At 57.6% G+C, this 21,257-nt stretch carries 25 protein-coding genes; 8 read left to right on the forward strand and 17 right to left on the reverse strand.

Going from position 1 to position 21,257, the window contains the following annotated elements; genetic code table 11:
* Nucleotides 1-25: 25 nt before the first annotated feature.
* Nucleotides 26-1,264 carry an aspartate kinase gene (locus AC2FJE_RS19650; protein ID WP_058272246.1) on the reverse strand — a complete coding sequence of 413 codons (1,239 nt, stop codon included), beginning with the start codon at nt 1,262-1,264 and terminating at the stop codon, nt 26-28.
* A gap of 165 nt (nt 1,265-1,429) precedes the next feature.
* On the opposite strand from AC2FJE_RS19650, the gene AC2FJE_RS19655 reads away from it, so the two are divergent.
* Complete coding sequence (locus tag AC2FJE_RS19655; RefSeq protein ID WP_058272247.1) at nt 1,430-1,783, forward strand: hypothetical protein; 354 nt, start codon at nt 1,430-1,432, stop codon at nt 1,781-1,783.
* On the opposite strand, the gene AC2FJE_RS19660 is transcribed toward AC2FJE_RS19655, so the two are convergent.
* The 5 genes from AC2FJE_RS19660 to AC2FJE_RS19680 all read right to left on the reverse strand — a co-directional run bounded on the left by AC2FJE_RS19660 (nt 1,777) and on the right by AC2FJE_RS19680 (nt 4,813).
* Entirely contained in the window at nt 1,777-2,415 is a 639-nt protein-coding gene (locus tag AC2FJE_RS19660) for an SDR family NAD(P)-dependent oxidoreductase (RefSeq protein WP_496757785.1), read from the reverse strand. The genes AC2FJE_RS19655 and AC2FJE_RS19660 overlap by 7 nt on opposite strands.
* 3 nt (nt 2,416-2,418) lie before the next feature.
* Nucleotides 2,419-2,862 carry a DUF1178 family protein gene (locus AC2FJE_RS19665; protein ID WP_108861745.1) on the reverse strand — a complete coding sequence of 148 codons (444 nt, stop codon included), beginning with the start codon at nt 2,860-2,862 and terminating at the stop codon, nt 2,419-2,421.
* Between the two features lie 71 nt (nt 2,863-2,933).
* Nucleotides 2,934-3,398 (reverse strand): NUDIX hydrolase, encoded by a 465-nt coding sequence (locus tag AC2FJE_RS19670; protein ID WP_282169128.1) that lies wholly within the window; start codon nt 3,396-3,398, stop codon nt 2,934-2,936.
* A gap of 124 nt (nt 3,399-3,522) precedes the next feature.
* Entirely contained in the window at nt 3,523-4,266 is a 744-nt protein-coding gene (locus AC2FJE_RS19675; RefSeq protein WP_109313429.1) for an EcsC family protein, read from the reverse strand.
* A 52-nt stretch (nt 4,267-4,318) separates the two neighbouring features.
* Entirely contained in the window at nt 4,319-4,813 is a 495-nt protein-coding gene (locus AC2FJE_RS19680; protein ID WP_282120017.1) for a GNAT family N-acetyltransferase, read from the reverse strand.
* Nucleotides 4,814-4,884: 71 nt separating this feature from the next.
* Here AC2FJE_RS19680 and AC2FJE_RS19685 point away from each other — a divergent pair, with 71 nt between their 5' ends.
* Both AC2FJE_RS19685 and AC2FJE_RS19690 read left to right on the forward strand, forming a co-directional pair.
* Nucleotides 4,885-5,490, forward strand: a complete 606-nt coding sequence (locus AC2FJE_RS19685) for a flavin reductase family protein (RefSeq protein WP_058272253.1) — start codon at nt 4,885-4,887, stop codon at nt 5,488-5,490.
* Complete coding sequence (locus AC2FJE_RS19690) at nt 5,490-6,131, forward strand: CatB-related O-acetyltransferase (RefSeq protein WP_496761365.1); 642 nt, start codon at nt 5,490-5,492, stop codon at nt 6,129-6,131. Before AC2FJE_RS19685 ends, AC2FJE_RS19690 begins: the two co-directional genes overlap by 1 nt.
* 29 nt (nt 6,132-6,160) lie before the next feature.
* Here the strand turns inward: AC2FJE_RS19690 and AC2FJE_RS19695 are convergent, their stop codons facing one another.
* On the reverse strand, nt 6,161-7,795 hold the full coding sequence (locus AC2FJE_RS19695; RefSeq protein WP_472724206.1) for a SulP family inorganic anion transporter: 1,635 nt from the start codon (nt 7,793-7,795) through the stop codon (nt 6,161-6,163).
* 200 nt (nt 7,796-7,995) lie between these two features.
* On the opposite strand from AC2FJE_RS19695, the gene AC2FJE_RS19700 reads away from it, so the two are divergent.
* Entirely contained in the window at nt 7,996-8,868 is an 873-nt protein-coding gene (locus AC2FJE_RS19700; protein ID WP_496757773.1) for an S-methyl-5'-thioadenosine phosphorylase, read from the forward strand.
* Between the two features lie 9 nt (nt 8,869-8,877).
* Here AC2FJE_RS19700 and AC2FJE_RS19705 read toward each other — a convergent pair whose 3' ends face one another.
* The gene (locus tag AC2FJE_RS19705; RefSeq protein ID WP_496699805.1) at nt 8,878-9,744 is read right to left on the reverse strand and encodes an alpha/beta hydrolase; all 867 of its coding nucleotides are present in this window, start codon (nt 9,742-9,744) and stop codon (nt 8,878-8,880) included.
* Between the two features lie 212 nt (nt 9,745-9,956).
* Here AC2FJE_RS19705 and AC2FJE_RS19710 point away from each other — a divergent pair, with 212 nt between their 5' ends.
* Complete coding sequence (locus AC2FJE_RS19710; protein ID WP_282169122.1) at nt 9,957-10,973, forward strand: DUF418 domain-containing protein; 1,017 nt, start codon at nt 9,957-9,959, stop codon at nt 10,971-10,973.
* 52 nt (nt 10,974-11,025) lie between these two features.
* The gene (locus tag AC2FJE_RS19715; protein WP_282169121.1) at nt 11,026-11,655 is read left to right on the forward strand and encodes a LysE family translocator; all 630 of its coding nucleotides are present in this window, start codon (nt 11,026-11,028) and stop codon (nt 11,653-11,655) included.
* Between the two features lie 4 nt (nt 11,656-11,659).
* Here AC2FJE_RS19715 and AC2FJE_RS19720 read toward each other — a convergent pair whose 3' ends face one another.
* Nucleotides 11,660-11,842, reverse strand: coding sequence for a hypothetical protein (locus AC2FJE_RS19720; RefSeq protein ID WP_496740575.1), 183 nt, complete (start codon nt 11,840-11,842; stop codon nt 11,660-11,662).
* A 299-nt stretch (nt 11,843-12,141) separates the two neighbouring features.
* Between AC2FJE_RS19720 and AC2FJE_RS19725 the strand changes: the two genes are divergently transcribed.
* Together AC2FJE_RS19725 and AC2FJE_RS19730 are read left to right on the forward strand one after the other, a co-directional pair.
* On the forward strand, nt 12,142-12,681 hold the full coding sequence (locus AC2FJE_RS19725; protein WP_058272309.1) for an adenine phosphoribosyltransferase: 540 nt from the start codon (nt 12,142-12,144) through the stop codon (nt 12,679-12,681).
* 170 nt (nt 12,682-12,851) lie between these two features.
* The gene (locus AC2FJE_RS19730) at nt 12,852-13,334 is read left to right on the forward strand and encodes a fasciclin domain-containing protein (protein WP_496757768.1); all 483 of its coding nucleotides are present in this window, start codon (nt 12,852-12,854) and stop codon (nt 13,332-13,334) included.
* Nucleotides 13,335-13,368: 34 nt separating this feature from the next.
* On the opposite strand, the gene AC2FJE_RS19735 is transcribed toward AC2FJE_RS19730, so the two are convergent.
* From AC2FJE_RS19735 to AC2FJE_RS19770, 8 genes are all read right to left on the reverse strand, one after another.
* Nucleotides 13,369-14,784: an FAD-binding oxidoreductase gene (locus AC2FJE_RS19735; protein WP_496757766.1), complete on the reverse strand. Its 1,416-nt coding sequence runs from the start codon at nt 14,782-14,784 to the stop codon at nt 13,369-13,371.
* Nucleotides 14,785-14,822: 38 nt separating this feature from the next.
* Nucleotides 14,823-15,641, reverse strand: coding sequence for an MBL fold metallo-hydrolase (locus AC2FJE_RS19740; protein ID WP_496757764.1), 819 nt, complete (start codon nt 15,639-15,641; stop codon nt 14,823-14,825).
* Between the two features lie 88 nt (nt 15,642-15,729).
* Nucleotides 15,730-16,356 carry a hypothetical protein gene (locus AC2FJE_RS19745; RefSeq protein WP_496761366.1) on the reverse strand — a complete coding sequence of 209 codons (627 nt, stop codon included), beginning with the start codon at nt 16,354-16,356 and terminating at the stop codon, nt 15,730-15,732.
* Between the two features lie 4 nt (nt 16,357-16,360).
* The gene (locus AC2FJE_RS19750; protein WP_496757760.1) at nt 16,361-16,945 is read right to left on the reverse strand and encodes a GNAT family N-acetyltransferase; all 585 of its coding nucleotides are present in this window, start codon (nt 16,943-16,945) and stop codon (nt 16,361-16,363) included.
* Entirely contained in the window at nt 16,945-18,207 is a 1,263-nt protein-coding gene (locus tag AC2FJE_RS19755) for a M16 family metallopeptidase (RefSeq protein ID WP_496757758.1), read from the reverse strand. The genes AC2FJE_RS19750 and AC2FJE_RS19755 overlap by 1 nt, the downstream gene beginning before the upstream one ends.
* Nucleotides 18,204-19,592, reverse strand: coding sequence for a threonine synthase (gene thrC, locus AC2FJE_RS19760; protein ID WP_496761367.1), 1,389 nt, complete (start codon nt 19,590-19,592; stop codon nt 18,204-18,206). Before thrC ends, AC2FJE_RS19755 begins: the two co-directional genes overlap by 4 nt.
* Nucleotides 19,589-20,266 carry an SURF1 family protein gene (locus AC2FJE_RS19765; protein ID WP_496761369.1) on the reverse strand — a complete coding sequence of 226 codons (678 nt, stop codon included), beginning with the start codon at nt 20,264-20,266 and terminating at the stop codon, nt 19,589-19,591. Before AC2FJE_RS19765 ends, thrC begins: the two co-directional genes overlap by 4 nt.
* A gap of 170 nt (nt 20,267-20,436) precedes the next feature.
* The gene (locus AC2FJE_RS19770) at nt 20,437-21,252 is read right to left on the reverse strand and encodes a cytochrome c oxidase subunit 3 (protein WP_496757754.1); all 816 of its coding nucleotides are present in this window, start codon (nt 21,250-21,252) and stop codon (nt 20,437-20,439) included.
* Between the last annotated feature and the right edge of the window lie 5 nt (nt 21,253-21,257).

Consider the following 21,257-nt stretch of genomic DNA (forward strand, 5'->3'; position numbering starts at 1 on the left):
CAGGCGAGACCTTTGGCTGAAATGCTCAGGCCGCCTTGTCCAATTCAAAGGCATCATGCAGTGCCTGAACAGCAAGTTCCATGTATTTCCTGTCGACTAGGACGGAAATTTTTATCTCGGAGGTTGTAATGACCTTGATGTTGATCCCCTCATCCGAGAGTATCTTGAACATCTTGGCCGCCACGCCCGACTGCGAGCGCATGCCGATCCCCACGACCGAGACCTTGCAAACATCCTGGTCCGCGACCAGTTCGGCATAATTCAGCTCACCCGCATCCTTGATTGCCAGCAATGCCTGTTCGGCGCGGGCCACCTGATCGGTGGGGCAGGAAAAGGTCATGTCCGTGCGCCCTTCGTCCGAGATGTTCTGCACGATCATATCGACATTCACGCCCGCGTCGCTGAGCGCGGTAAAGATGATCGACGCGATGCCCGGGCGGTCAGCCACCGAGACAACGGTCATCTTGGCTTCGTCGCGGGAATAGGCCACACCGGCCACAACATTGGATTCCATGATATCCTCCTCATCGCAGACCAGCGTACCGGCCTCGTCGGATTGTTCCTCAAAGCTTGAAAGAACGCGCAGTTTTACCTTGTAGCGCATCGCCAATTCGACTGAGCGGGTCTGCAGCACCTTTGCCCCCAGCGAGGCCAATTCCAGCATTTCCTCGAACGAAATGCGGTCCAGCTTGCGTGCCTTCTCGCAGATGCGCGGGTCGGTAGTATAGACACCATCAACGTCCGTGTAGATGTCGCACCGCTCGGCACCGAAGGCGGCGGCAAACGCGACGGCGGTGGTGTCTGACCCACCCCGGCCCAAGGTCGTGATACGGCCTTCTGGGCTGATGCCCTGAAACCCGGCGACGACGGCAACCTTCATGCCCTCGCCAAACTTCTGGTTCAGGTTATCGGTCGGAATTTCTTCGATCCGGGCCTGGCTGTGGGCGCTGGTGGTCATCAGCGGAACCTGCCAGCCCTGCCAGCTCCGGGCCGGGACATCCATTTCCTGCAACGTCAACGCCATCAGGCCAGCGGTAATATTCTCACCCGAGGACACGACGGCATCATATTCCCGCGCATCGTACAACGGTGAAGTTTCATCGACCCAGCCCACAAGCTCGTTTGTCTTGCCGGACATGGCCGAGACGATGACGATCACGTCATAGCCCTTCGCCACTTCGACGCCGATGCGCTTGGCTGCGCGGCGGATACGGTCAAGGTTGGCAACCGAAGTGCCGCCAAATTTCATCACGAGTAAGGGCATGGGGGCAAGTGTCTCCGCGCCTTGGATTTCTGGTCCCGTGCGTCTTATGCGAGGGGGGCCGCAAGGGCAAGAGTTCAAAACCAGTCGGATGGCCGCACCTGATCGCTTTACAACCGACCAAGAGGCTGTCAGCCTGCAACTCGCATTTATTCCCAGAGGTTCTCCATGATCCGCGCTGCCGCAGCCCTCGTCCTTTTATCCTCATCCGCCTTTGCACAGGTCTCAACGCTGGCTGCAACCGACGGCAAGAATGCACTGGGTACGGTGCCCTGTGCCAAAGGCGGAGCAGCGCTGAGCAGCTGCCACGCCGAGCTGCGCCACCATGACGACGGAACCACGACACTTGCTGTCGGATTGGGCGGCGCCGAAGTACGCAGCATCTATTTCACGGATGGCGTACCGACCTCCAGCAGCTCACCGGCCCGGATCAGTCACGAAACACGGGGTGACCTGACAGTGGTCTTCATCGACCCCGATGAAGTTTACGAAATCCCCACGGCAGCGCTGAAACGTCAATAATCGTGCGGCTGACCGTCCCAGGTTTCAAAACACCCGGTCGTGGCCAGTGACAGTGACTCAAAGCGGCAAAGCAGCCCATTTGTTGCCTGATCCACAGTGATCTCAGCCTGAGTGCCGCCCATATCCGTCTGCACCCACCCCGGATGGTAGATGCCCACCGATATACCATCTGCACGCAGATCAGTGGCCAGATTCCGCCCCAAATTCAGGGCCGCTGCTTTGGACGCGCGATAAATATAGCTGCCACCGGGCGCGCGTGTGTGCGACGCCATCTGCGACGACAGGATCACAACTTTGCCTTGCGCTGCCCGAAGATTGGGCAAAAGCGCCTGCACGGTTAGAAACACGCCCGTCACATTGGTCGCAAAACTCTGCGCCCACATGTCGGCAGGATAGCCGTCTATGCCGTGGCCTTTGTCCAGATAGACCCCGGCGTTGCAGATCAACAGATCAACCGGACGACCCGCAAGCCCTTCTGTCATAGAAGCCTGCTGCTTCGGGTCTGTCACATCCAGTACAAGCTGCGCACTGGAATCCCGCGCGGTTCCGGTTACGTCATGCCCCTGCGCGCGATAACGATCTGCCAGAGCTTGCCCAATTCCGCGATTAGCCCCGGTGATAACGATATGCATGGGTCAGTTCGTTTTACGGGTGGGTAGGAAAGGCAACGGCGAAACCGGCACGCCGTCTTCGATCAGCGCTTTGGCCTCATCGGGCTTGGCTTCGCCATAGATCGCGCGTTCGGGCGCATCGCCCAAATGGATCTTACGCGCCTCTTTGGCAAAATCCTTACCGACATAGTCCGAGTTTTCCTCGACCTTGCGACGCAGATCCGCCAGCACCTTCTCGATGTCTGGCGACGGGGTCGCCACATCCACCTGTTTGCTTTGTGGTTCAGTTGTCTGGGCATTGCGGGCCGGACGAACGCGAGGGGTCATGATAGCCTTATCTACTTGCGCGTCACCACACACAACGCAGGTCACCATACCTGCGGAGGCGAGTTTGTCGTAAGCGGCGGCCGATTGAAACCAACTGTCAAATGTATGGTCGCGGCTGCATTTCAGCGAATATTGAATCATGGTCCGTCCATTTTCCGGTAGGCAAATAGATACCGACAGACATGGCAAGATCAAGCCCTTCGCAAGGCGAGTCAGTGTAGAATCGGGCCAAGACTGCGTAACAAATGGGACAGTTCCGGCGATTTCACCAGAGAGGCCGCTTTTTTGGGCGAAACCCACTTTCGCTTTCGTTGGGCCCGTTCAGGAAATTCAGGCGCAATCGACGTAACACAGAGGGGAAAGACATCCACCAGACACACCATAGGGTTCATACTCGAGCGGGATTTTAGGTATGTGAAACGGCCCATGGGCTTGTTTGCACAATCGCCTTTAACCCCAGCCTCTTCCCAAGCTTCTCGTCTGGCGGTTTGCGACGGTGTCATATCCTCGATCAGCCAGCCCTTCGGTATGATCCAACGCTTGGATTTGCGCGTTGTGATCAGCAAAACCCTGAGCCGGCCATGTTTGATGCGATAGCAAAGGGCCGCTGATTGATGCTTAAGCCGCAAGTGCTGTTCGCTTCCCTGCAGACACGTCGGTTGCCTCGCACCGATCACGCCGCACCACCTTTCAAACTGCTTTCATCCTCAATCGCCGACCTTTGAGGTTCTTATACATTTAGCGGTCGGATGGGGTCAGCATACCATATGGTGCGGTTTCTTCCAAGCTTTTAGGCAGATTTCAAACGCGGGCAGCCAGTTTCTGAACCAGATCTTCATGCGGGATATCGGCATCGATTGCCAGTCGCCGCAACCCGAAGTGAACGCGCGCCACCTGTTGATAATATCGGGTGTAGACATAGTTCGTACCACCCCCTGCGATCGCACCCAGGACCGGTATCGATTGCGCTGCCAGCTTCTGGCCCAGTACAATGGACAGTCTCGGCGCTACCGCTGAAATTAGCTTCTGCATCGCTGGGCCAGTCAACGTCAGGCGGACCGAAAAGAAGCCCAGATCTGCGCCATCGTCAAAAGACAGTGGTCCAGCTGCAGACAGGACCCGAACGCAATCAAATTTGACGCCTTCCTCGGACGGATCGAACCCTTCGCGGAACGCCGCACCCTGAATGGCACGCAATAGCATGGCGGTCGTAGCAGGCAATTCCATCAGGGCAGTCGACACGCCACCCATGCCGCCAGCAGCCCCCATCGCCGTTGCGACAGCGGTGTTGACCCACGGCTTTTGATCAGGAACGGCGCGACGCGAACCCTCGGCTGCGTGCATCGCTAGCCAAAGCGCCTGTTCGGTGGCCCCTGTCAGCCCCTCCCGCACAGATACAGGAAGTTGTTCCAGTAGCGATTCCGCCGACCCCCCCAAACTGTTCAACAGTTTAACGCCGGGACCTCCGGCGGTTCTGTAATACTTGGCCAACCGATCCAATTCGGCATCGGTATCCAGCTTTTCGACTAGAAGCACGTCCTGCATATAAGCCCTCCTGACGTTAAACATCGGGGCTGAACGGCAGGGTTTCAATAGCTCAGCGCGTCCAGCGGGTCACCTCGCCACGCACATTCAACCATTCACCGGGGCTCAATTCCGCGCCTAAGACCCGGTCTGGGTTTGTTGGCGGGGGCATTTCCACACCGGAAAGTCGTGTGAACCCGAAACGCGCATAATAAGGCGCATCGCCCACCAGCATCGCCCTTTGCCAGCCTATTTCGCGACCGGCCTCAAGCCCCTGATGGATCAGGAATCCCCCCAGACCTTCGCCTTGATGGGTCGGGTGCACCGCCACGGGGCCCAGCAACAAAGCGTCGTGATCGCCCACATGCACGGGCCAGAAACGGATCGCCCCGGCCAGAATGCCCTGCCTGTCGCGCGCAACAAGCGAAAGGCCCGACACGGGTGGAACATCATCGCGCAGACGATACGAGGACAGCGCCTCACGCCCCGGCGCAAAGCACAGGTCGTAAAGTGCCTCGACCTCCCACCAATCATCCGGCTCCTCCGGCCTGATCACGAACTGCTGCACCCTGCCCTCTTTTCCTAGCTGGCAATCGCCCTAGCACTTCGGTACGCCTTGGGCAAACGCTTGGAGATCTTATGTTCTATCGCCCCGAAGACGGCCACGGCCTGCCACACAATCCGTTCAACGCTATTATCACGCCACGACCGATCGGCTGGATTTCCACGCGTGACACAGATGGGATCAACAATCTGGCTCCGTATTCGTTTTTCAACGGCGTTGCTTACACCCCGCCGCAGGTGATGTTTGCTTCAACCGGAACCAAACACGATCAAGACGGCACGAAAGACAGTCTTGCCAATATCAAGGCAACGGGGGTGTTTTGTGTAAACGTCGTGGCGCACGCACATCGCGACGCAATGAATGCCAGCTCAGCAGGCTTGCCGAAACATGTCGACGAATTTGGCCATGCAGGCCTGACACCCTTGGAATGCGAAACCATCCCATGCGCCCGGATCGATGGGGCTCCGGCAGCGCTGGAATGCAAGCTAACCCAGATCGTGTCCCTTCCGGGCGAGGCCAATCGGGTGGTGTTCGGAGAAGTAACCGGCGTACATCTGCGCGACGATTGCCTGAAAGACGGCATGTTCGACGTCACAACATTCCAACCGCTGGCAAGGCTTGGGTACCGGGACTATTCAGTGGTCACCGAGCTGTTCAGCCTTTCACGACCGGATGACTAATGCCGCTTCCTGACCCCTTACGCAGATACCCGATCACGCTCCCTGATGGCTCTGATCACAAGGGCACAGTTTTCCTGTCTGAAGCGATTGACCATCCCAGGTTTCAGGCCGGAGAATACAGCTACGCATCGGATTTTGAGCCGTCAGACGATTGGGCGCAACGACTTGCCCCCTACCTGTTTCCGTTTTCGCAAGAAAAGCTGGTGCTGGGGAAGTTCTGTCAGATCGCCCATGGCGTACGTTTCATCACATCATCGGCCAATCATTCAATGGATGGATTGACGTGCTTCCCGTTTCCAGTGTTTGACCCGGACGGAATGACCGGGTTTCAGCCGGACACGCGCGACACTCTCATCGGCCACGATGTCTGGATTGGCTATGGCGCAATGATCCTACCCGGTGCGCAGATCGGTTCGGGGGCAATTATTGGTGCCGGGTCTGTTGTTCGCGGAGACGTACCGCCCTATGCGATCATCACCGGAAACCCTGCCGAAGTGCGGCAGTTCCGGTTCGAAAAGGACACCATCGACCGGCTTTTAGCATTGAGCTGGTGGGATTGGCCCGCCGAGAAGATCGCCAAAGCCGAAGAGGCGCTTCTGTCTGGTAATATTGGAGAATTGGAACGGATTGCTCCAAAGTAAAAGGCGGCCGAAGTGGCCACCTTTTGCAATCAATGCCCGCCCAGCACACCCGTGCGGACCGAGTAATCGACGGCCAGTTCGTAGTCCGGGTCATCGTCGCTATCGACCATAAGGTGGCCGGCCTTGTTCAGCAGTTTGTGGCAATCCCGACTGAGGTGGCGCAGCATGACGCGTTTGCCCGCAGCCTCGTATTTTCCAGCGATGTTTTCGATGGCTTGCAGCGCGGATTGATCCACGACGCGGCTTTCGGCAAAGTCCACGATTACAGTGTCAGGGTCGTTCTGAATATCAAACAGTTCAATGAATCCGTCGGACGAACCAAAGAACAAAGGCCCCTGAATCTCATAGACTTTTGCGCCCTCTTCCGTGGCCGAATCCCGCGTGACTGCGTGAATGCGTTTAGCATTGTTCCAGGCATAGGCCAGCGCCGAGACAATCACACCGACAACCACGGCAACCGCAAGGTCTTCCATCACGGTCACAACAGTCACCAGAACAATGACGAACGCATCCATCAGGGGCACCTTGCGCATGATCTTGAACGAGTTCCACGCAAAGGTCCCGATCACCACCATGAACATCACACCAACCAGCGCGGCCAGCGGAATCTGCTCAATCAGCGGTGAGGCGAACAAGATGAACACCAGCAGGAACAGGGCTGCAGCAATCCCGGCGATGCGGGTGCGACCGCCGGATTTTACGTTGATCATCGACTGACCGATCATCGCACAACCGCCCATGCCACCGAAGAATCCAGTCGCTACATTGGACACACCCTGCGCAATGCATTCTTGCGAGGCCCCTCCGCGCTTGCCGGTGATTTCACCAACGAGGTTCAGGGTCAGCAGGGATTCAATCAAGCCGATGGCGGCCAGAATGACAGCGTAGGGCAAGATGATCTCAAAGGTTTCCCAGTTCAGCGGCACCATCGGGATGTGAAACGCCGGCAGGCCGCCCTCAATTGAGGCCAGATCACCAACGCGCGGCACATCAAGTCCGAACCCAATCACCAGCGCAGCCACAACAACAATCCCGGCCAATGGTGCGGGCACGATACGCGTGATACGCGGCATAACCCAGATCACGGCCATCGTCAGGGCAACCAGTCCCAACATCGTGTAAAGCTGCAGGCCCGACAGCCATTCACCACCGCTTAGGCCGTGGCCGGTGTTTTCCATGGTGCCCGGAACCTTGAACTGCCCCATCTGGGCCAGAAAAATCACGATGGCCAGACCATTCACAAACCCCAGCATCACCGGATGCGGCACCAGTCGGATAAACCGGCCCCAATGCATCGCGCCTGCAATGACCTGCAAAATACCCATCAAAACCACAGTAGCGAACAGGTACTCGACCCCGTGTTCAGCCACCAACGCCACCATCACAACAGCCAGAGCACCGGTTGCGCCGGAGATCATGCCCGGCCGGCCGCCGATCAGCGCCGTGATCAAACCCACCATGAACGCGGCATACAGTCCGACCAACGGGTGCACACCTGCGACAAAGGCAAATGCTACCGCTTCAGGCACAAGAGCCAACGCAACGGTCAGGCCCGACAACAGCTCAATCCGCAAGCGCGAGACCGTTAGCCCCTCGTCCGGCATCCAGCGGAGATCAGGTTTGGCTATACGATTGGCAAAGCTTGCCAGCATGGCTCGGGGCATGAGACGTCCTGTGGGGTTGTTTGTTCGCGCGAAAGGGGCCTTTTACCTGTCATACCTGACATTAGATACTGCACCCAGCGGGACCCTGATATGCGTAAATCGCATAGCTAGCAAGCAAGTTACACAAACCCTTGAAGCCACTTGCCAAACCCACGGCTGCCACGCAGAACTCTTTAAACAGTTTTTCACGGAGTGCAGCCATGACCCAGACCAAAATCGCCATCATCGGCGGATCAGGCATTTACGAGATCGACGGTTTGGAAAATGCGGAATGGGTCACGGTCGAAACGCCATGGGGCGATCCTTCGGATCAGATCCTGACCGGATCGCTGAATGGCGTTGAGATGGCCTTTCTGCCTCGTCACGGGCGCGGCCACGTGCATTCCCCTACTGAAGTGCCTTACCGCGCCAATATCGACGCGCTGAAGCGACTGGGTGTGACGGATGTGATCTCAGTTTCGGCCTGCGGGTCGTTCCGCGAGCATATGGCACCGGGCGATTTCGTAATCGTCGATCAGTTCATCGACCGGACATTCGCGCGCGAGAAGAGCTTTTTTGGCACCGGCTGCGTGGCCCACGTCAGCGTTGCACACCCCACCTGCCCGCGCCTGTCGGACGCGTGTGAGACTGCCGGTCGAGCGGCAGGGATAACCATCCATCGCGGCGGCACCTATCTGGCGATGGAGGGGCCGCAATTCTCGACATTGGCGGAATCCAAGGTGTACCGCGAACACTGGGGCTGCGACGTAATCGGCATGACCAACATGCCCGAGGCCAAACTCGCCCGCGAGGCCGAGCTTTGCTATGCCTCGATCGCCATGGTCACCGATTACGATAGCTGGCACCCGGATCACGGCGAGGTGGACGTCACCGCCATCATCGCCACACTAACCGGCAATGCCGAGAAAGGCCGTGCGCTTGTCAAAGGTCTGCCCGATCTGCTGGGCGCTGACCGCGCGCCCTGCCCTCATGGCTGCGACCGGGCACTGGAATATGCCATCCTGACCGCACCGGAGAAACGTGATCCCACCGTGTTGGCAAAATTGGATGCTGTTGCTGGTCGGATTCTCTGACCGGCAACTTTAGTTGGCTGGCAAAGACTGTTGAACCTGATCCCACAATCCGTGCGACCAGAGGTCGTTGTGTGTGCCGTCCGGGATGACATAGATCTGCGCCGTCTCCCCGGCCATCGCGGCCAAAGCTTCGCCGTGATGCAGTGGAACCGTTTCATCCTCGGTCCCGTGGAATATCAAAGTCGGAACGGTGACGTTCCCGATCAAATCACGGGTCGCGAACTGATCCCGCATCAGGGCATGCACCGGTAGCCAGGGATATCTTTCCGCCGCGACGTCCACCGTGGCTGTAAAGGGTGCCTCAAGCACCAGCAGCTGTGCATTTGGGCGCTGTTCAGCTACGGCGGTCGCAACGGCTGTTCCAAGACTTTGGCCGTGCAACACAACGTCCGCACCTTGGCGATCCAGCTGGTCATACATCTGGATGCCGTCGGAAATTAGCGCCATCTCGGACGGTTCGCCCTCGCTGCCCGGATATCCACGGTAGCTGGGGGCCAGCAGGCCGAAGCCACTGTTGAGGATCTCTCTCATCCGATCGGACCGGTCGCCCAGGTTGCCCGATTGGCCATGAAAGAACAAAACTGTCGGCGCATCATCGGTCGCGGGCGGGGCGGACCACGCGGTCAGCGTAACGCCATCGGACATTGTGAAGGAAACGGACTCCACATCAGCCAACCCTACCGTGTTGGGCGCTGGTAATTCTCCGTCCGGTTTGAACAACAGCGATTGCTGGTTCACATACATGTACCCCACGATGCCCGCATAGATCACCGCGAGGACCGGAACCAAAAGGATCAGCGCGCCCTTTAGGTGGGCAAGCCGCGAGTGGCTGGTTTCAGGTGCCGCGTTCGCGCGTGTTTGATCTGTTTGAACCATCGGCCTCTCCGAAGTGTTGCGTCCGCTTCAAGGTCGGTGGCCCAAGGAACCGTTTCAAGCCGCGCGGGTTACACTTAATCCAATCTTAAAACTTGTTGCCGCGTTGCACAGCCCCGGTTCTTTTTTGCCCTTCATCTTGAAAAATCGCCTGTACTGCACCGATCTGTGGTTCGCACGGCACCGTCAAAACACTGGCGAAACAGAGGGATAGCATGAAGCGACTTGAGGCATTGGACGCAGCCCGGTTTCTGGCGTTTTGCGGAATGGTTCTGGTGAATTTCCGCATTGCCGCTCAGGTCGCCCCCGGCAATGACTGGGCCTCGACCCTGATCGATTTGCTTGAAGGCCGCGCGGCCGCTTTGTTCGTCATCCTGGCCGGCATCGGAATTGGGATATCCTCTGTTTCAGCGTCGGTGCTGCTGCGGCGCGCGGTGTTTCTGTTCGCTCTCGGTCTGATCAACATGACCGTATTTGACGCCGATATCCTGCATTTCTACGCCGTGTACTTCGTTGTTGGCGCTGCTTTCCTGACGGCACCAACCCGTGCATTGTGGTTGGGTTCAGTTGGGGTGGTGGCGCTGGCTGTCCTCGCTGTCATGATTTTCAACTACGACCTTGGCTGGGACTGGGAAACGCTGACATACACCGACCTTTGGACCCTGCCCGGTTTTTTGCGTAACCTGTTTTTCAACGGCTGGCACCCGGTCCTTCCCTGGGCGGCGTTCCTGTTGATCGGAATGGCTATTGGACGATCCGAACTGCACACGATCTGCATTCAACACAGGCTGATTATGTGGGGGTTCGGAGCTGCCATATTTGCCCTGTTTCCGCAAATGTTGGCCTCGGACCCTGATCTGGTGATCTATCTGGGAACCGCGTCCATCCCACCGGGACCGTTCTACATTATTGCCGGAACCGGCTCGGCTTGCGTGGTGATCGGATTGCTGTTGAAGCTGTGGCCCAAGATCGAAAAGTTGCGCATCGGCCCAGCCCTGACCGCGCCCGGTCGGCAGAGCCTGACGCTCTATGTGGTGCACATCCTGATCGGCATGGGCATACTGGAGGAGGCCGGGTTGCTGAACGGGTCACTGAACGCCCCGCAGATCGCGGGTTACGCTGTTGCGTTCTGCGCCGCGTCCTCGATCTTTGCCCTATTGTGGTCCCGCAAATTCAAACGCGGTCCGCTTGAGGCGCTGATGCGTCTGACAACGCAACCACGCAGGGCTTGACCTTGCGCGCTGGTCCGGGCTTGCTGCGGGAAACGTATTCACAGGATTTCCGATGTCCCTTGACCTTTGGCTCGCCTTTGTCGCTGCATCTACCGCCTTACTATTGATCCCAGGCCCGACGGTCTTGCTGGTGCTTAGCTATGCCCTATCCAAGGGGCGCAGCGTGGCTGTCGCCTCGGCGACGGGTGTAGCTGTTGGAGATCTGGTGGCTATGACGGCCTCTCTTTTGGGGCTTGGTGCGCTGGTCCTGGCCTCGGCTGCCCTATTCACGGCCCTCAAATGGGTCGGTGCCGCCTATTTGGTCTGGCTGGGGATCAAACTGTTGCGCAGCGCGCCATCAGGCGGGCTTGAGACTGTGGACACCGGGCGCAATGTCACCGCACACAGCGTTTTTGGCCATGCTGCCGCCGTCACCGCGTTGAACCCGAAATCTATCGCGTTTTTTATCGCTTTCGTTCCTCAGTTTCTGCGCCCGGCTGACCCGCTCGGACCGCAATTTGCTATCCTGATCGCAACCTTTGTGGGGCTGGCATGGCTGAATTCGCTGGCATACGCCCTTTTGGCGGACCACCTGCGCCAGATGATCGGTCGTTCGGGCGTCGTCACCGCAATGACCCGGTTCGGAGGGCTGGCATTAATCGGGATGGGAGTGGCCACCGCTGTTCTGCGCCGCCCGGCCTGAGGGCTCAGCTCTCAGCGTGTTCCTTCATGAAACCGCGAATGAACCGCCGGATTTCTCGCGCGGCCGACGTGTCCAACTCTTTGCATAGCTGAACAAACTCGTCCCGTTCATCCTTGTCCAGCCGCAGGACCAACTGACTGTTTTTCTTAGTTGAAACCTTGCCGTCTTTCGTTCCCACGCGTCCCATTCCCATCAATATCCCAGGCCTGCAAGATAGGCTTTGTATATACGTCGCATATAGTTTGTAATTCACGAGCACCTAACAACAAAAGAAGGTTATGGCAACGAACCTTCATGTCGCTCAGGCGATTTTTTCAAAAGATCAAGGCAAGGGGCACAAACCATATCTGACGCGGCCGGTCGATGCACTGTATCGCGACCACCGTCAGTCGAAACGCCGCACGCCTGGGGCGGCAATCTTTCCTTGCATGACTCACACCAATGGGCCAAACAGCCCAGCGTGTTTTGACGCCAGAGGGGATGGCCATGTCCAGAAACAAGTCGGTCAAAGATTACATTCGGACAATCGTGGATTTCCCACATGAAGGGATCATGTTCCGGGACGTCACGACCCTGTTCGCGGATCCGCGCGGTTTCCGCATGGCGATCGATCAAATGCTGCACCCCTATGCCGGTGAGCGCATCGACAAGGTCGTTGGCCTCGAGGCGCGTGGCTTTATCCTAGGCGGCGCAATCGCGCACCAGCTAAGCGTCGGATTCGTGCCCATCCGCAAAAAGGGCAAGCTGCCGGGAACCACGATCAGTCAAGACTACAAGCTTGAATACGGCGAGGCGATTGTCGAAATCCACGACGACGCCATCCAACCGGGTGAAAAAATCCTCGTGGTCGATGATCTGCTGGCAACAGGCGGCACCGCAGCTGCCGGAATCAAACTGATCGAACGACTGGGCGGCGAGATCGTCTCATGCTCGTTCATTATCGACTTGCCCGAATTGGGTGGGCGCAAGGCTTTGGAGGATATGGGCATGGACGTCCACGTCCTGTGCGAATTCGAAGGTCTTTGACAGGCTGCGCATTCACAAGATCGTGAGTGGAAATCTGAAACCGCGCTGGCTTAGCGCGGTTTTTCTTTGGATCAACCCGAACTTATCGACAAATTCAGTGATCTCCCTTTGATGCCGCCCCGTATTCAAACCGATGCCACCAAGGGCATTCCATCAAGGGATATCATACCATGTTTCGCAAACTCGCAATTGCCGGTGTCGCAAGCTTTCTCGTAGGAACGGCCGCTTATGCAGATGGTCACTCCAAGGATATTGTCGACACCGCCGTCGGCGCAGGCAGCTTTGAAACTCTCGTGGCAGCCGTTCAGGCCGCAGAGCTTGTCGATACGCTGAAAGGTGAAGGGCCTTTCACCGTCTTTGCCCCCACTGATGACGCCTTTGCCGCTCTGCCCGAAGGCACAGTTGAAACCCTTCTGAAGCCCGAGAACAAGGATCAACTGGTTGCCATCCTGACCTACCACGTGGTGCCCGGCAAAGTGATGTCAGGCGATCTGTCCGATGACATGACAGCCGCAACCGTACAAGGCGGTGAAGTCACGATTGACCTTGATAACGGCGTAATGGTCAACGACGCGAACGTTGTTCAGGCAGACATCGAGACATCGAACGGTGTCATCCACGTGATTGACAAAGTCATCCTGCCCGCATCGTGAATCCAGAGCGCGGCCTGTACTAAATGGGCCGCGCCTAAGCCCTTAGAACGGCACCCGGATTCATGATTCCTTTTGGATCAAGCGCGGCCTTGATCGAGCGCATCGCCGAAAGCTTTACCGGATCGCCATAGCGACATAGATCATCCGTTTTCAAACGCCCTATGCCGTGTTCTGCGCTAATCGAACCACCGAACTCATGCACCAAATCATGCACCAAGCGTTTTACCGTTTGCCGCTGTGCGTCATACTCTGAACGGCTATGCCCCTGCGGCGGGAACACGTTGTAGTGAAGGTTGCCGTCACCCAAATGCCCAAAACAGTTAATCCGGAAATCCCCCAACCTGCGTACAATTTCGGACCCTCGCAGGATGAATTCGGGGATTTGCGAGATCGGGACCGAGATGTCATGGCTCGAGACCGAACCGATCAACCGGTTGGCTTCGGGAATATGCTCACGTACGGCCCAAAGCTCCATTCGTTGCGCTTCGCTTTGGGCTATGACTGCATCACCTACAAGCCCGCTCGCCTCCGCTGTTTCGAACAGCGCCATCAGCGCGTCTGACGGTGACGCACCGCCAGAAAGACCCAATTCAATAAGCACCATCCATTCAGGCTGGACGTCAAAGGGCTGGCGGATATCGGGCAAAACCTCGGACAAGAATTGCAGGCCCTGCTTGTGGATCAGCTCAAAGGTGCTGACCCCCTCGCCCACCTGATCGCGTGCCAGTGCCAGCAATTCAATGGCAGCATCCGGAGAGGCCACCTGGAACATCGCGGTGCCGGTCTCGGCCGGACGCGGGTACAGCTTCAACGACGCAGCTGTGATGATCCCCAGCGTGCCTTCCGCCCCGATCAGAAGGTTGCGCAGATCGTACCCAGTGTTGTCCTTGCGCAATCGGCTGAGGCCGTGCCAGATTTCACCATTTGGAAGAACTGCTTCCAACCCAAGACACAGGTCACGCGCATTGCCGTAGCGCAATACATTGACGCCACCCGCATTCGTCGCAAGATTTCCACCTATCCGGCAAGACCCTTGCGCCGCCAATGCCAACGGGAACAATCGATCAGCTTCTTCCGCAGCAGCCTGAACATCGGCCAGAATGGCACCGGCCTCGGCGATAAGAATGTTCTCGGTCGGATAAACCGCCCGGATGGCTGACATCCGCTCCAGTGAAATAAGCAACGGGGCCGGGCCGTCGGTCATCACCTGCCCGCCGACCAATCCGGTGCCGCCGCCGTAAGGCACGACGGGAACCGATGCATCCGAGGCGAGCCGAACGAGCGTCGAAACCTGTTCTACCGACTTCGGCAGCGCCAAAACGCCGACATGGCCTGCGAACCTGCGGCGCGGCTCTTCCAGGTATCGTTCCTCGACAGGGTGCAGAATATCATCGCCCACCGCAGTGCGGATTGATTGGGCAAAATTGTCATCGGCAGGGTTTAGTTTCATACCCTTTCCTTGCCCAAGTCGTGACGCCCCGACAAGCCTTATTCCAGTTCGATGAGGTATTGCGGCTCAAGCACCACGACCGTCGGGCGATCAGGTAACGTACGCAGAGACACGGTGATCTCAGACACACCTTTGCGCTCAACGGGGAAGTCGTTGCGGATATCGACCAGAAAACGGTCCAGTGAGAAACTGGAAAACCAGTGCATTGGAATGATGACAGAGCTTTTCAGCCGCTTCAATACCGTGATCATTTCCGGCAGCGGCATCGTCGTTCCACCATCCACCGCAGCCATCACAACATCCAAACGCCCCAGGGCGGCAAATTGTTCATCCGACGGCACATGATGCAGGTGACCCAGATGGCCTATGCACAACCCTTCAACCTCAAACACAAAGATTGAATTTCCGCGCTCTTCCACACCGCCATAAGAGGATCGGATATCGGTTGAGACATTGCGTATCAGCATCTCTCCCAGATCAAGATAGTGTTCGATCCCCTGCCCGAACTCGCCCCACCCCGGCAACACATTCGGGATGGCAGGATCCGGATGGGCGGTCCAATGGGTGCCGTGGGCATGGTTCATCGTCACCACGTCCGGGATCAGATCCGCGCTGCCGATGAAACCGGTGAAGTCCGTTACCGCGTTCAACCCGCCCTGCGTCTGGATCATAAACGACGCGTGAGCGATATAGCTGATCCGAACCGAGAACTCGGGCACCGGGTCCTGCCAAGCTGCTTTGTGAATATACTCAATCCCCGGTGCGGCATCCGCGATGGCAATGCAATGGCTCGGCCGCCGTTCCTGTGCCGAAGCCTCACCCGAGATCACCATCAATACCGCAACAATCCAGCGCATGTCCGGAGTGTAGCGCAGAACACGGGTAAGTCACGCCTGCAGATATCGCGTGAGTGAATTCACGGACTTGGCATTTTCTAGGAGCAATTCAGAGAACGATGCACTTCCGCAGCTTGAACGGGCGCGAGACTTTCGCCGCACGCAACGCTTGTGCCAACGGATCACTCACAAAAAAGGCGTGGCGCATTTGTGTGTCTATCCAGATGTCAGGACCATCCAGGGCCGAAGCGCTGACCGCAATATCCTTGTCTTGCATAGCCCCAGGCGGCTGCCAGATAGCATAGTTTGGGTAAGGCTTTGTTATGCGCGGAGATTGCTCTGTCAGCACGCCAGTCTTTTGTGCGCCGAAGTTCAGACAGAAGTACTCGCCTTCCACCGGCGTGGTGCGATCATGCTGAAACAACTTCACAGGATAAAGGTTGCCATCACCGAGATCGAATTCGCGAAGGACAGCCGCACACACGGCGGACACGGTCCATGCACCCGCAGCCATAAAGAAGTCTGGTTGTTTCTTCTCTTTTTCGTCTTTGTAATCGGCAAATACCTCCGAAGGGAAGAAATCCGCTGTAAGCGGCTCTCCTCGGACATTTCGGGTGTTTGCGTCCGCTGTGAACTTCAGATCATTATCCCAACGATCAGAATGAAATCCTTTCAACGCCGCAGTGCCCACCATTGCATCGCTGATCCAGATCACTGGCTTTTTGAGCCGCACCATCGTCCTACCCTGCGTCCGTCTTCCCGCGCCGGTCCGACCTTAGGCTGGCATACAGCACATGCGTCCGCCACCGCCCGTTGATCTGCAGATACGACTGCGCCACGCCCTCGTATTTAAATCCCGAACTTTCCAGCAAGCCACGTGACGGTTTGTTCTCGGGCAAGCAAGCGGCCTCGATCCGGCTGAGGTCCAGTCGGGTAAAGGCGTGATGAACGATCGCACCGATGGCCTCGCGCATGTAACCCTGACGGGCAAAAGACTGGCCCGTCCAATATCCCAAGGTTCCTGCCTGCGCCGGGCCGCGACGGATATTGTCCAGCGTGATGGCCCCCAAAAGCACATCATCCGTGCGACGGAACAAAAACAGTGGGATCGCCGTCCCACCGGCCACGGAGCGCTGCGCCCAATAAACCCTGTTGGTAAAGGACTTGCGGCTTAGGTGATCCTTGGCCCAAACCGGCTCCCACCGGGTTAGGTATTCCTGTGACGCGCGCCGTAGCGCCGCCCAGTCGTTAAAGTCGGAATGCGCGGGCGGGCGCAAGCTCAGGCGCTCGGTTTCAAGTTTCAGCTTGCGTCTGCCCAACAGCATCACGCCGCACGCCTCTCCTGCAATTGCGCCAGCGTGGGTGCGCCCGAGACAGGACCGTAAAGCGCCAGCGCAGCAGGGGCCTGAACTGCCATCTGCTCGGCGAAGGCACGCACATCTTCGGTGCCGACGGCGTCGATCTTGGCCACGGCATCCTCAAGCGAGGGAACCCGGTCCCAGATCTGCACCAAACGCGCCAGACGTTCCGCCCGGTTCGACGGGCTTTCCAGCCCCATCAGCATACCGGCTTTCATCTGCGCGCGGGCGCGGGCAACCTCTTCGGCGCTCATGTCTTCGGCTGCACGCTTCATCTCATCAATCGTTATGCTGGCCAGCTCTGCGACCTGATCCGCTGACGTTCCGGCGTAAATCGTCGTCGTGCCGGTATCGGCATAAGCTCCGGTCTGCGCAAAGATCGTGTAGCACAACCCGCGTGTTTCGCGCACTTCCTGGAACAGGCGAGAGGACATGCCTCCGCCAAGCGCCGTCGAATAAATCTGTGCGGTATAGATCGCATCGTCGCGATAGCCGGGGCTTTCCAGCGCCAGCGCGAAATGGGCCTGCTCCAGCTCTTTCTCCTGCCGCGCTTCGCCGCCAGTGAAACGGGCGGTTTCCGGGATCAGCCCCTTGCACGGTTTAAGATGGCCAAACAACGCCTCAGCGGTTTTCATCAGCGCATCGTGATCAACGGCACCAGCAGCAGACAGGATCATCTGTTCGGGTCCATAGTGTTCTGCCACAAACCCGGACAAATCTTCGCGCGAAAACGCGCTGACACGTTCGGTCGGACCCAGAATGGTTCGACCCAGCGGTTGATCGTGATAGCTCTGCTCTTGCAACCAATCAAAGATCACATCGTCGGGTGTGTCATAGGCCTGACCGATTTCCTGTAGGATCACACCGCGTTCAACTTCGATCTCACGCGGGTCGAAGATCGGGTTCAGAACGATGTCACCGATGACATCCATCGCCAGCGCCACATCGTCTTTGAGAACACGCGCGTAATAAGCCGTCACCTCGCGCGACGTGTAGGCGTTGATATACCCGCCCACGTCCTCAATCGCCTCGGCGATTTGCAAAGCTGAACGACGCTTGGTTCCCTTAAAAGCCATATGCTCCAAGAAATGCGCGACACCGTTCTGTTCAATCCGCTCGTGCCGCCCACCGGCGGTCACCCAAATGCCGATGGCCGCAGATTGCAGCCCCGGCATATGTTCACTGACGATACGAAATCCGTTCTTCAGTTGGTCTTGTCTGACAGTCACTCAGCGATATGCCTTCTGATATGATCCTCGAGAGTGCCCAGATCGTTGGCGATGCGGGTCACCCGTTCCGGACGTTCATATAGATCAGACATGCGGGATGGAAGAGGCGGATGTTCGCCGCTTGCCTTCTCGACCGCTGCTGGAAATTTTGCAGGGTGCGCGGTGGCCAGTGTGATCATCGGAACGTCGGCCGCGCGATGTTCTTCTGCAACCTTGATGCCCACGGCGGTATGCGGGCAAACCAGTTCCGCACTATGGGTCAGAGTGGACTTGATTGTCGCCAACGTCTCATCCTCGGATACACGGCCCGAGTCAAAGCTTTCGCGCAGCGCCTCCATTGCGCCCTGGCTGACATTGAAGCCGCCGTTCTTCAATTCATCCATCAACTGCGCGACGGCGCCGCCATCCTCGCCATACGCATAGTAGAGCGCACGCTCAAAGTTCGAACTGACCTGAATATCCATCGACGGGCTGATCGAGGGGATGGTGTCGCCCTTGAAGTACCCCTCGCCAGACAGGCAACGATGCAGAATGTCGTTTTGGTTGGTGGCGACAACCAGACGGTCAATTGGCAGGCCCATGCGCTTTGCAAGGTAGCCCGCGAAGATGTCACCGAAATTGCCGGTCGGCACCGTAAAGCTGACCTTGCGATGTGGCGCGCCGAGGCTGACAGCAGCGGAGAAGTAGTAGACGATCTGCGCCAGAACACGGGCAAAGTTGATCGAATTCACGCCAGCCAGCTTCACGTCGTCGCGGAAGTCGAAATCGTTGAACATGTCCTTCAGCGCGGCCTGACAATCGTCAAAATCGCCGTCCACGGCCAACGCATGCACGTTGCTGTCCGCAGGTGTCGTCATCTGCCGACGCTGCACTTCCGAAACTCGGCCATGCGGGAACAGGATGAACACGTCCACGGCGTCGAGCCCCCGGAACGCTTCAATCGCAGCCGATCCGGTGTCACCGCTGGTCGCGCCAACGATGGTCACACGGTCGCCACGGCGCTTTAGCGCCACCTGAAACAGTTGACCGATCAGCTGCATGGCGAAGTCTTTGAAGGCCAAGGTCGGCCCGTGGAACAGCTCCAACAGGAAGTGGTTTTCGTTCAACTGCTTCAACGGCGCGCGGGCGTCATGGCCGAAGCCTTCGTAGGCGCGGCCGATGATCTCTTTGAACTCACTCTCACCGAAAGATCCGCTGACATAGGGCCACATCACCCGGAACGCGATTTCCTCAAAGGGCAGTCCGGCCAGTGCCGCGATCTCATCCTGCGTCATCACCGGGATCTCGGCAGACAGGTACAGACCACCGTCACGAGCCAATCCGGTCAGCATCGCCTCTTCAAACGTCAGTTCGGGCGCCTGCCCGCGGGTCGAGATGTATTTCATGTCGCGTCACTCTCAGAAGGGGCGCGGCTGCGCCACAGAAAATATCCGGTCATCGCGGCCCAGACCAAAGCCAGGCCAAACCATGTTATTGCATATTGCAAGTGATCATTCGGGATACCCGTCGCCGAAACGGGCAAGGGTGTGATGTCGGGGTCGGTTTGCGACCGCGCGATTAGCAGAACTGGCTCAGCCCCAAGTGCGGCGGCCAGGTTCGGTACATCGCGGGCAAACCATATATTGTCGTCAATGTCCGGCTCAGGCGTGTAACCGTCAATTTCGTCCGGCCAGTGCAGATTTCCAGTAATCTCCATCGGTCCATTCAGCCTTTGATCGTGCTTCGCGGTCACAGGAACAAAGCCTCGGTCCACAAGAATTGTCCGGTCATTTGTGCTGAAAGACTGGATGATGCGATAGCCCGCCCCAACCTGTTTGACCGAGACAAGAACGTGGATCTCGCCCGGCTCGACCTCGCCCGCAATCGTGACCGGCAGATACTTATCAGCATCAGGCGACACAGTGTCAGGCAAATCAACCGGATCGGTTGAAATCCGATTTTCGATTTCGGCTAAAACGCCTTGTTTCCACGCCAACCGCTGCATTTGCCAGACACCCAGCGACACAAGGATCGCCAGACCGGCAATGCCAAAGATCATCAGAAAGAGAATGCGGCGCATGTCAGGACCAGGTTGTGTTGTTCAAAGGCTCTGCAAGAGCCGGCGTCTTGTTAAGGGCTGCAGCCGCAGAAAGGCAACCTTGCAATTGTATGGGGCGCAATCTTGCGCCCCGAATAGAGAAAAAGCCGCCCCAAAAGGGCGGCTTTTACAATTTGTTCGCCCGTCTGGCGCTACATCAACGGCGCCTGGCCCCAGATGTATACTGCGAAGAACAGGAACAGCCAGACAACGTCAACGAAGTGCCAGTACCAGGCAGCCGCCTCAAACCCGACGTGTTTCTCAGGCGTGAAGTCACCCTTGAGCGCCCGGATTAAGCACACTGAAAGGAAGATGGTACCGATAAGAACGTGGAAACCATGAAAGCCGGTTGCCATGAAGAAGTTCGAATAGAACTGATCACCGCCGAATTTCCAGCCTTCATGCGCCAGCAGCTCATAGTATTCAAAGGCCTGCAGACCTGTGAATGCGACGCCCAGAACTATACCGATGGCCAACCCCTGCACCAGCGCCTTGCGGTCATTGCCATGCACCAGCGCGTGGTGCGCCCAGGTGATTGCGCAGCCCGATAGCAGCAGGACCAGAGTGTTGATCAGCGGCAGGTGGAACGGGTCAACCGCATGAATGTCAGGCTGGATATATTCGGTACCGGCATAGTCGTACATCGGGTACATGCGATGTTTGAAGAACGACCAGAACCAGGCAAAGAAGAACATCACCTCGGACATAACGAACAGGATGAAGCCATAGCGCAGGCCGATGCGGACAACTGGTGTATGATCGCCCTGGCGGCTCTCGACCACAACCTCGGACCACCATGCGAACATGGTGTAAAGAACGGCCACCAAGCCGGCCCAGAACATCCACGAGGTAACCCCGTGCATCCACAGGACGGCTCCGAACAGCATCACAAAGCCGCCGATCGCGCCGATCAGAGGCCAGATCGACGGGGCCAGAATGTGATAATCATGGTTTTTTGCGTGTGCCATCAGCG

This window comes from Ruegeria sp. CDSC002 (assembly GCF_059610905.1).

Coding starts and splice junctions, on each gene's coding strand:
- AC2FJE_RS19650 (WP_058272246.1), bottom strand. CDS start 1,264: ATGCCCTTACTCGTGATGAAATTTGGCGGCACTTCGGTTGCCAACCTT.
- AC2FJE_RS19655 (WP_058272247.1), top strand. CDS start 1,430: ATGATCCGCGCTGCCGCAGCCCTCGTCCTTTTATCCTCATCCGCCTTT.
- AC2FJE_RS19660 (WP_496757785.1), bottom strand. CDS start 2,415: ATGCATATCGTTATCACCGGGGCTAATCGCGGAATTGGGCAAGCTCTG.
- AC2FJE_RS19665 (WP_108861745.1), bottom strand. CDS start 2,862: ATGATTCAATATTCGCTGAAATGCAGCCGCGACCATACATTTGACAGT.
- AC2FJE_RS19675 (WP_109313429.1), bottom strand. CDS start 4,266: ATGCAGGACGTGCTTCTAGTCGAAAAGCTGGATACCGATGCCGAATTG.
- AC2FJE_RS19685 (WP_058272253.1), top strand. CDS start 4,885: ATGTTCTATCGCCCCGAAGACGGCCACGGCCTGCCACACAATCCGTTC.
- AC2FJE_RS19690 (WP_496761365.1), top strand. CDS start 5,490: ATGCCGCTTCCTGACCCCTTACGCAGATACCCGATCACGCTCCCTGAT.
- AC2FJE_RS19695 (WP_472724206.1), bottom strand. CDS start 7,795: ATGCCCCGAGCCATGCTGGCAAGCTTTGCCAATCGTATAGCCAAACCT.
- AC2FJE_RS19700 (WP_496757773.1), top strand. CDS start 7,996: ATGACCCAGACCAAAATCGCCATCATCGGCGGATCAGGCATTTACGAG.
- AC2FJE_RS19705 (WP_496699805.1), bottom strand. CDS start 9,744: ATGGTTCAAACAGATCAAACACGCGCGAACGCGGCACCTGAAACCAGC.
- AC2FJE_RS19710 (WP_282169122.1), top strand. CDS start 9,957: ATGAAGCGACTTGAGGCATTGGACGCAGCCCGGTTTCTGGCGTTTTGC.
- AC2FJE_RS19715 (WP_282169121.1), top strand. CDS start 11,026: ATGTCCCTTGACCTTTGGCTCGCCTTTGTCGCTGCATCTACCGCCTTA.
- AC2FJE_RS19720 (WP_496740575.1), bottom strand. CDS start 11,842: ATGGGACGCGTGGGAACGAAAGACGGCAAGGTTTCAACTAAGAAAAAC.
- AC2FJE_RS19725 (WP_058272309.1), top strand. CDS start 12,142: ATGTCCAGAAACAAGTCGGTCAAAGATTACATTCGGACAATCGTGGAT.
- AC2FJE_RS19730 (WP_496757768.1), top strand. CDS start 12,852: ATGTTTCGCAAACTCGCAATTGCCGGTGTCGCAAGCTTTCTCGTAGGA.
- AC2FJE_RS19735 (WP_496757766.1), bottom strand. CDS start 14,784: ATGAAACTAAACCCTGCCGATGACAATTTTGCCCAATCAATCCGCACT.
- AC2FJE_RS19740 (WP_496757764.1), bottom strand. CDS start 15,641: ATGCGCTGGATTGTTGCGGTATTGATGGTGATCTCGGGTGAGGCTTCG.
- AC2FJE_RS19745 (WP_496761366.1), bottom strand. CDS start 16,356: ATGGTGCGGCTCAAAAAGCCAGTGATCTGGATCAGCGATGCAATGGTG.
- AC2FJE_RS19750 (WP_496757760.1), bottom strand. CDS start 16,945: ATGCTGTTGGGCAGACGCAAGCTGAAACTTGAAACCGAGCGCCTGAGC.
- thrC (WP_496761367.1), bottom strand. CDS start 19,592: ATGAAATACATCTCGACCCGCGGGCAGGCGCCCGAACTGACGTTTGAA.
- AC2FJE_RS19765 (WP_496761369.1), bottom strand. CDS start 20,266: ATGCGCCGCATTCTCTTTCTGATGATCTTTGGCATTGCCGGTCTGGCG.
- AC2FJE_RS19770 (WP_496757754.1), bottom strand. CDS start 21,252: ATGGCACACGCAAAAAACCATGATTATCACATTCTGGCCCCGTCGATC.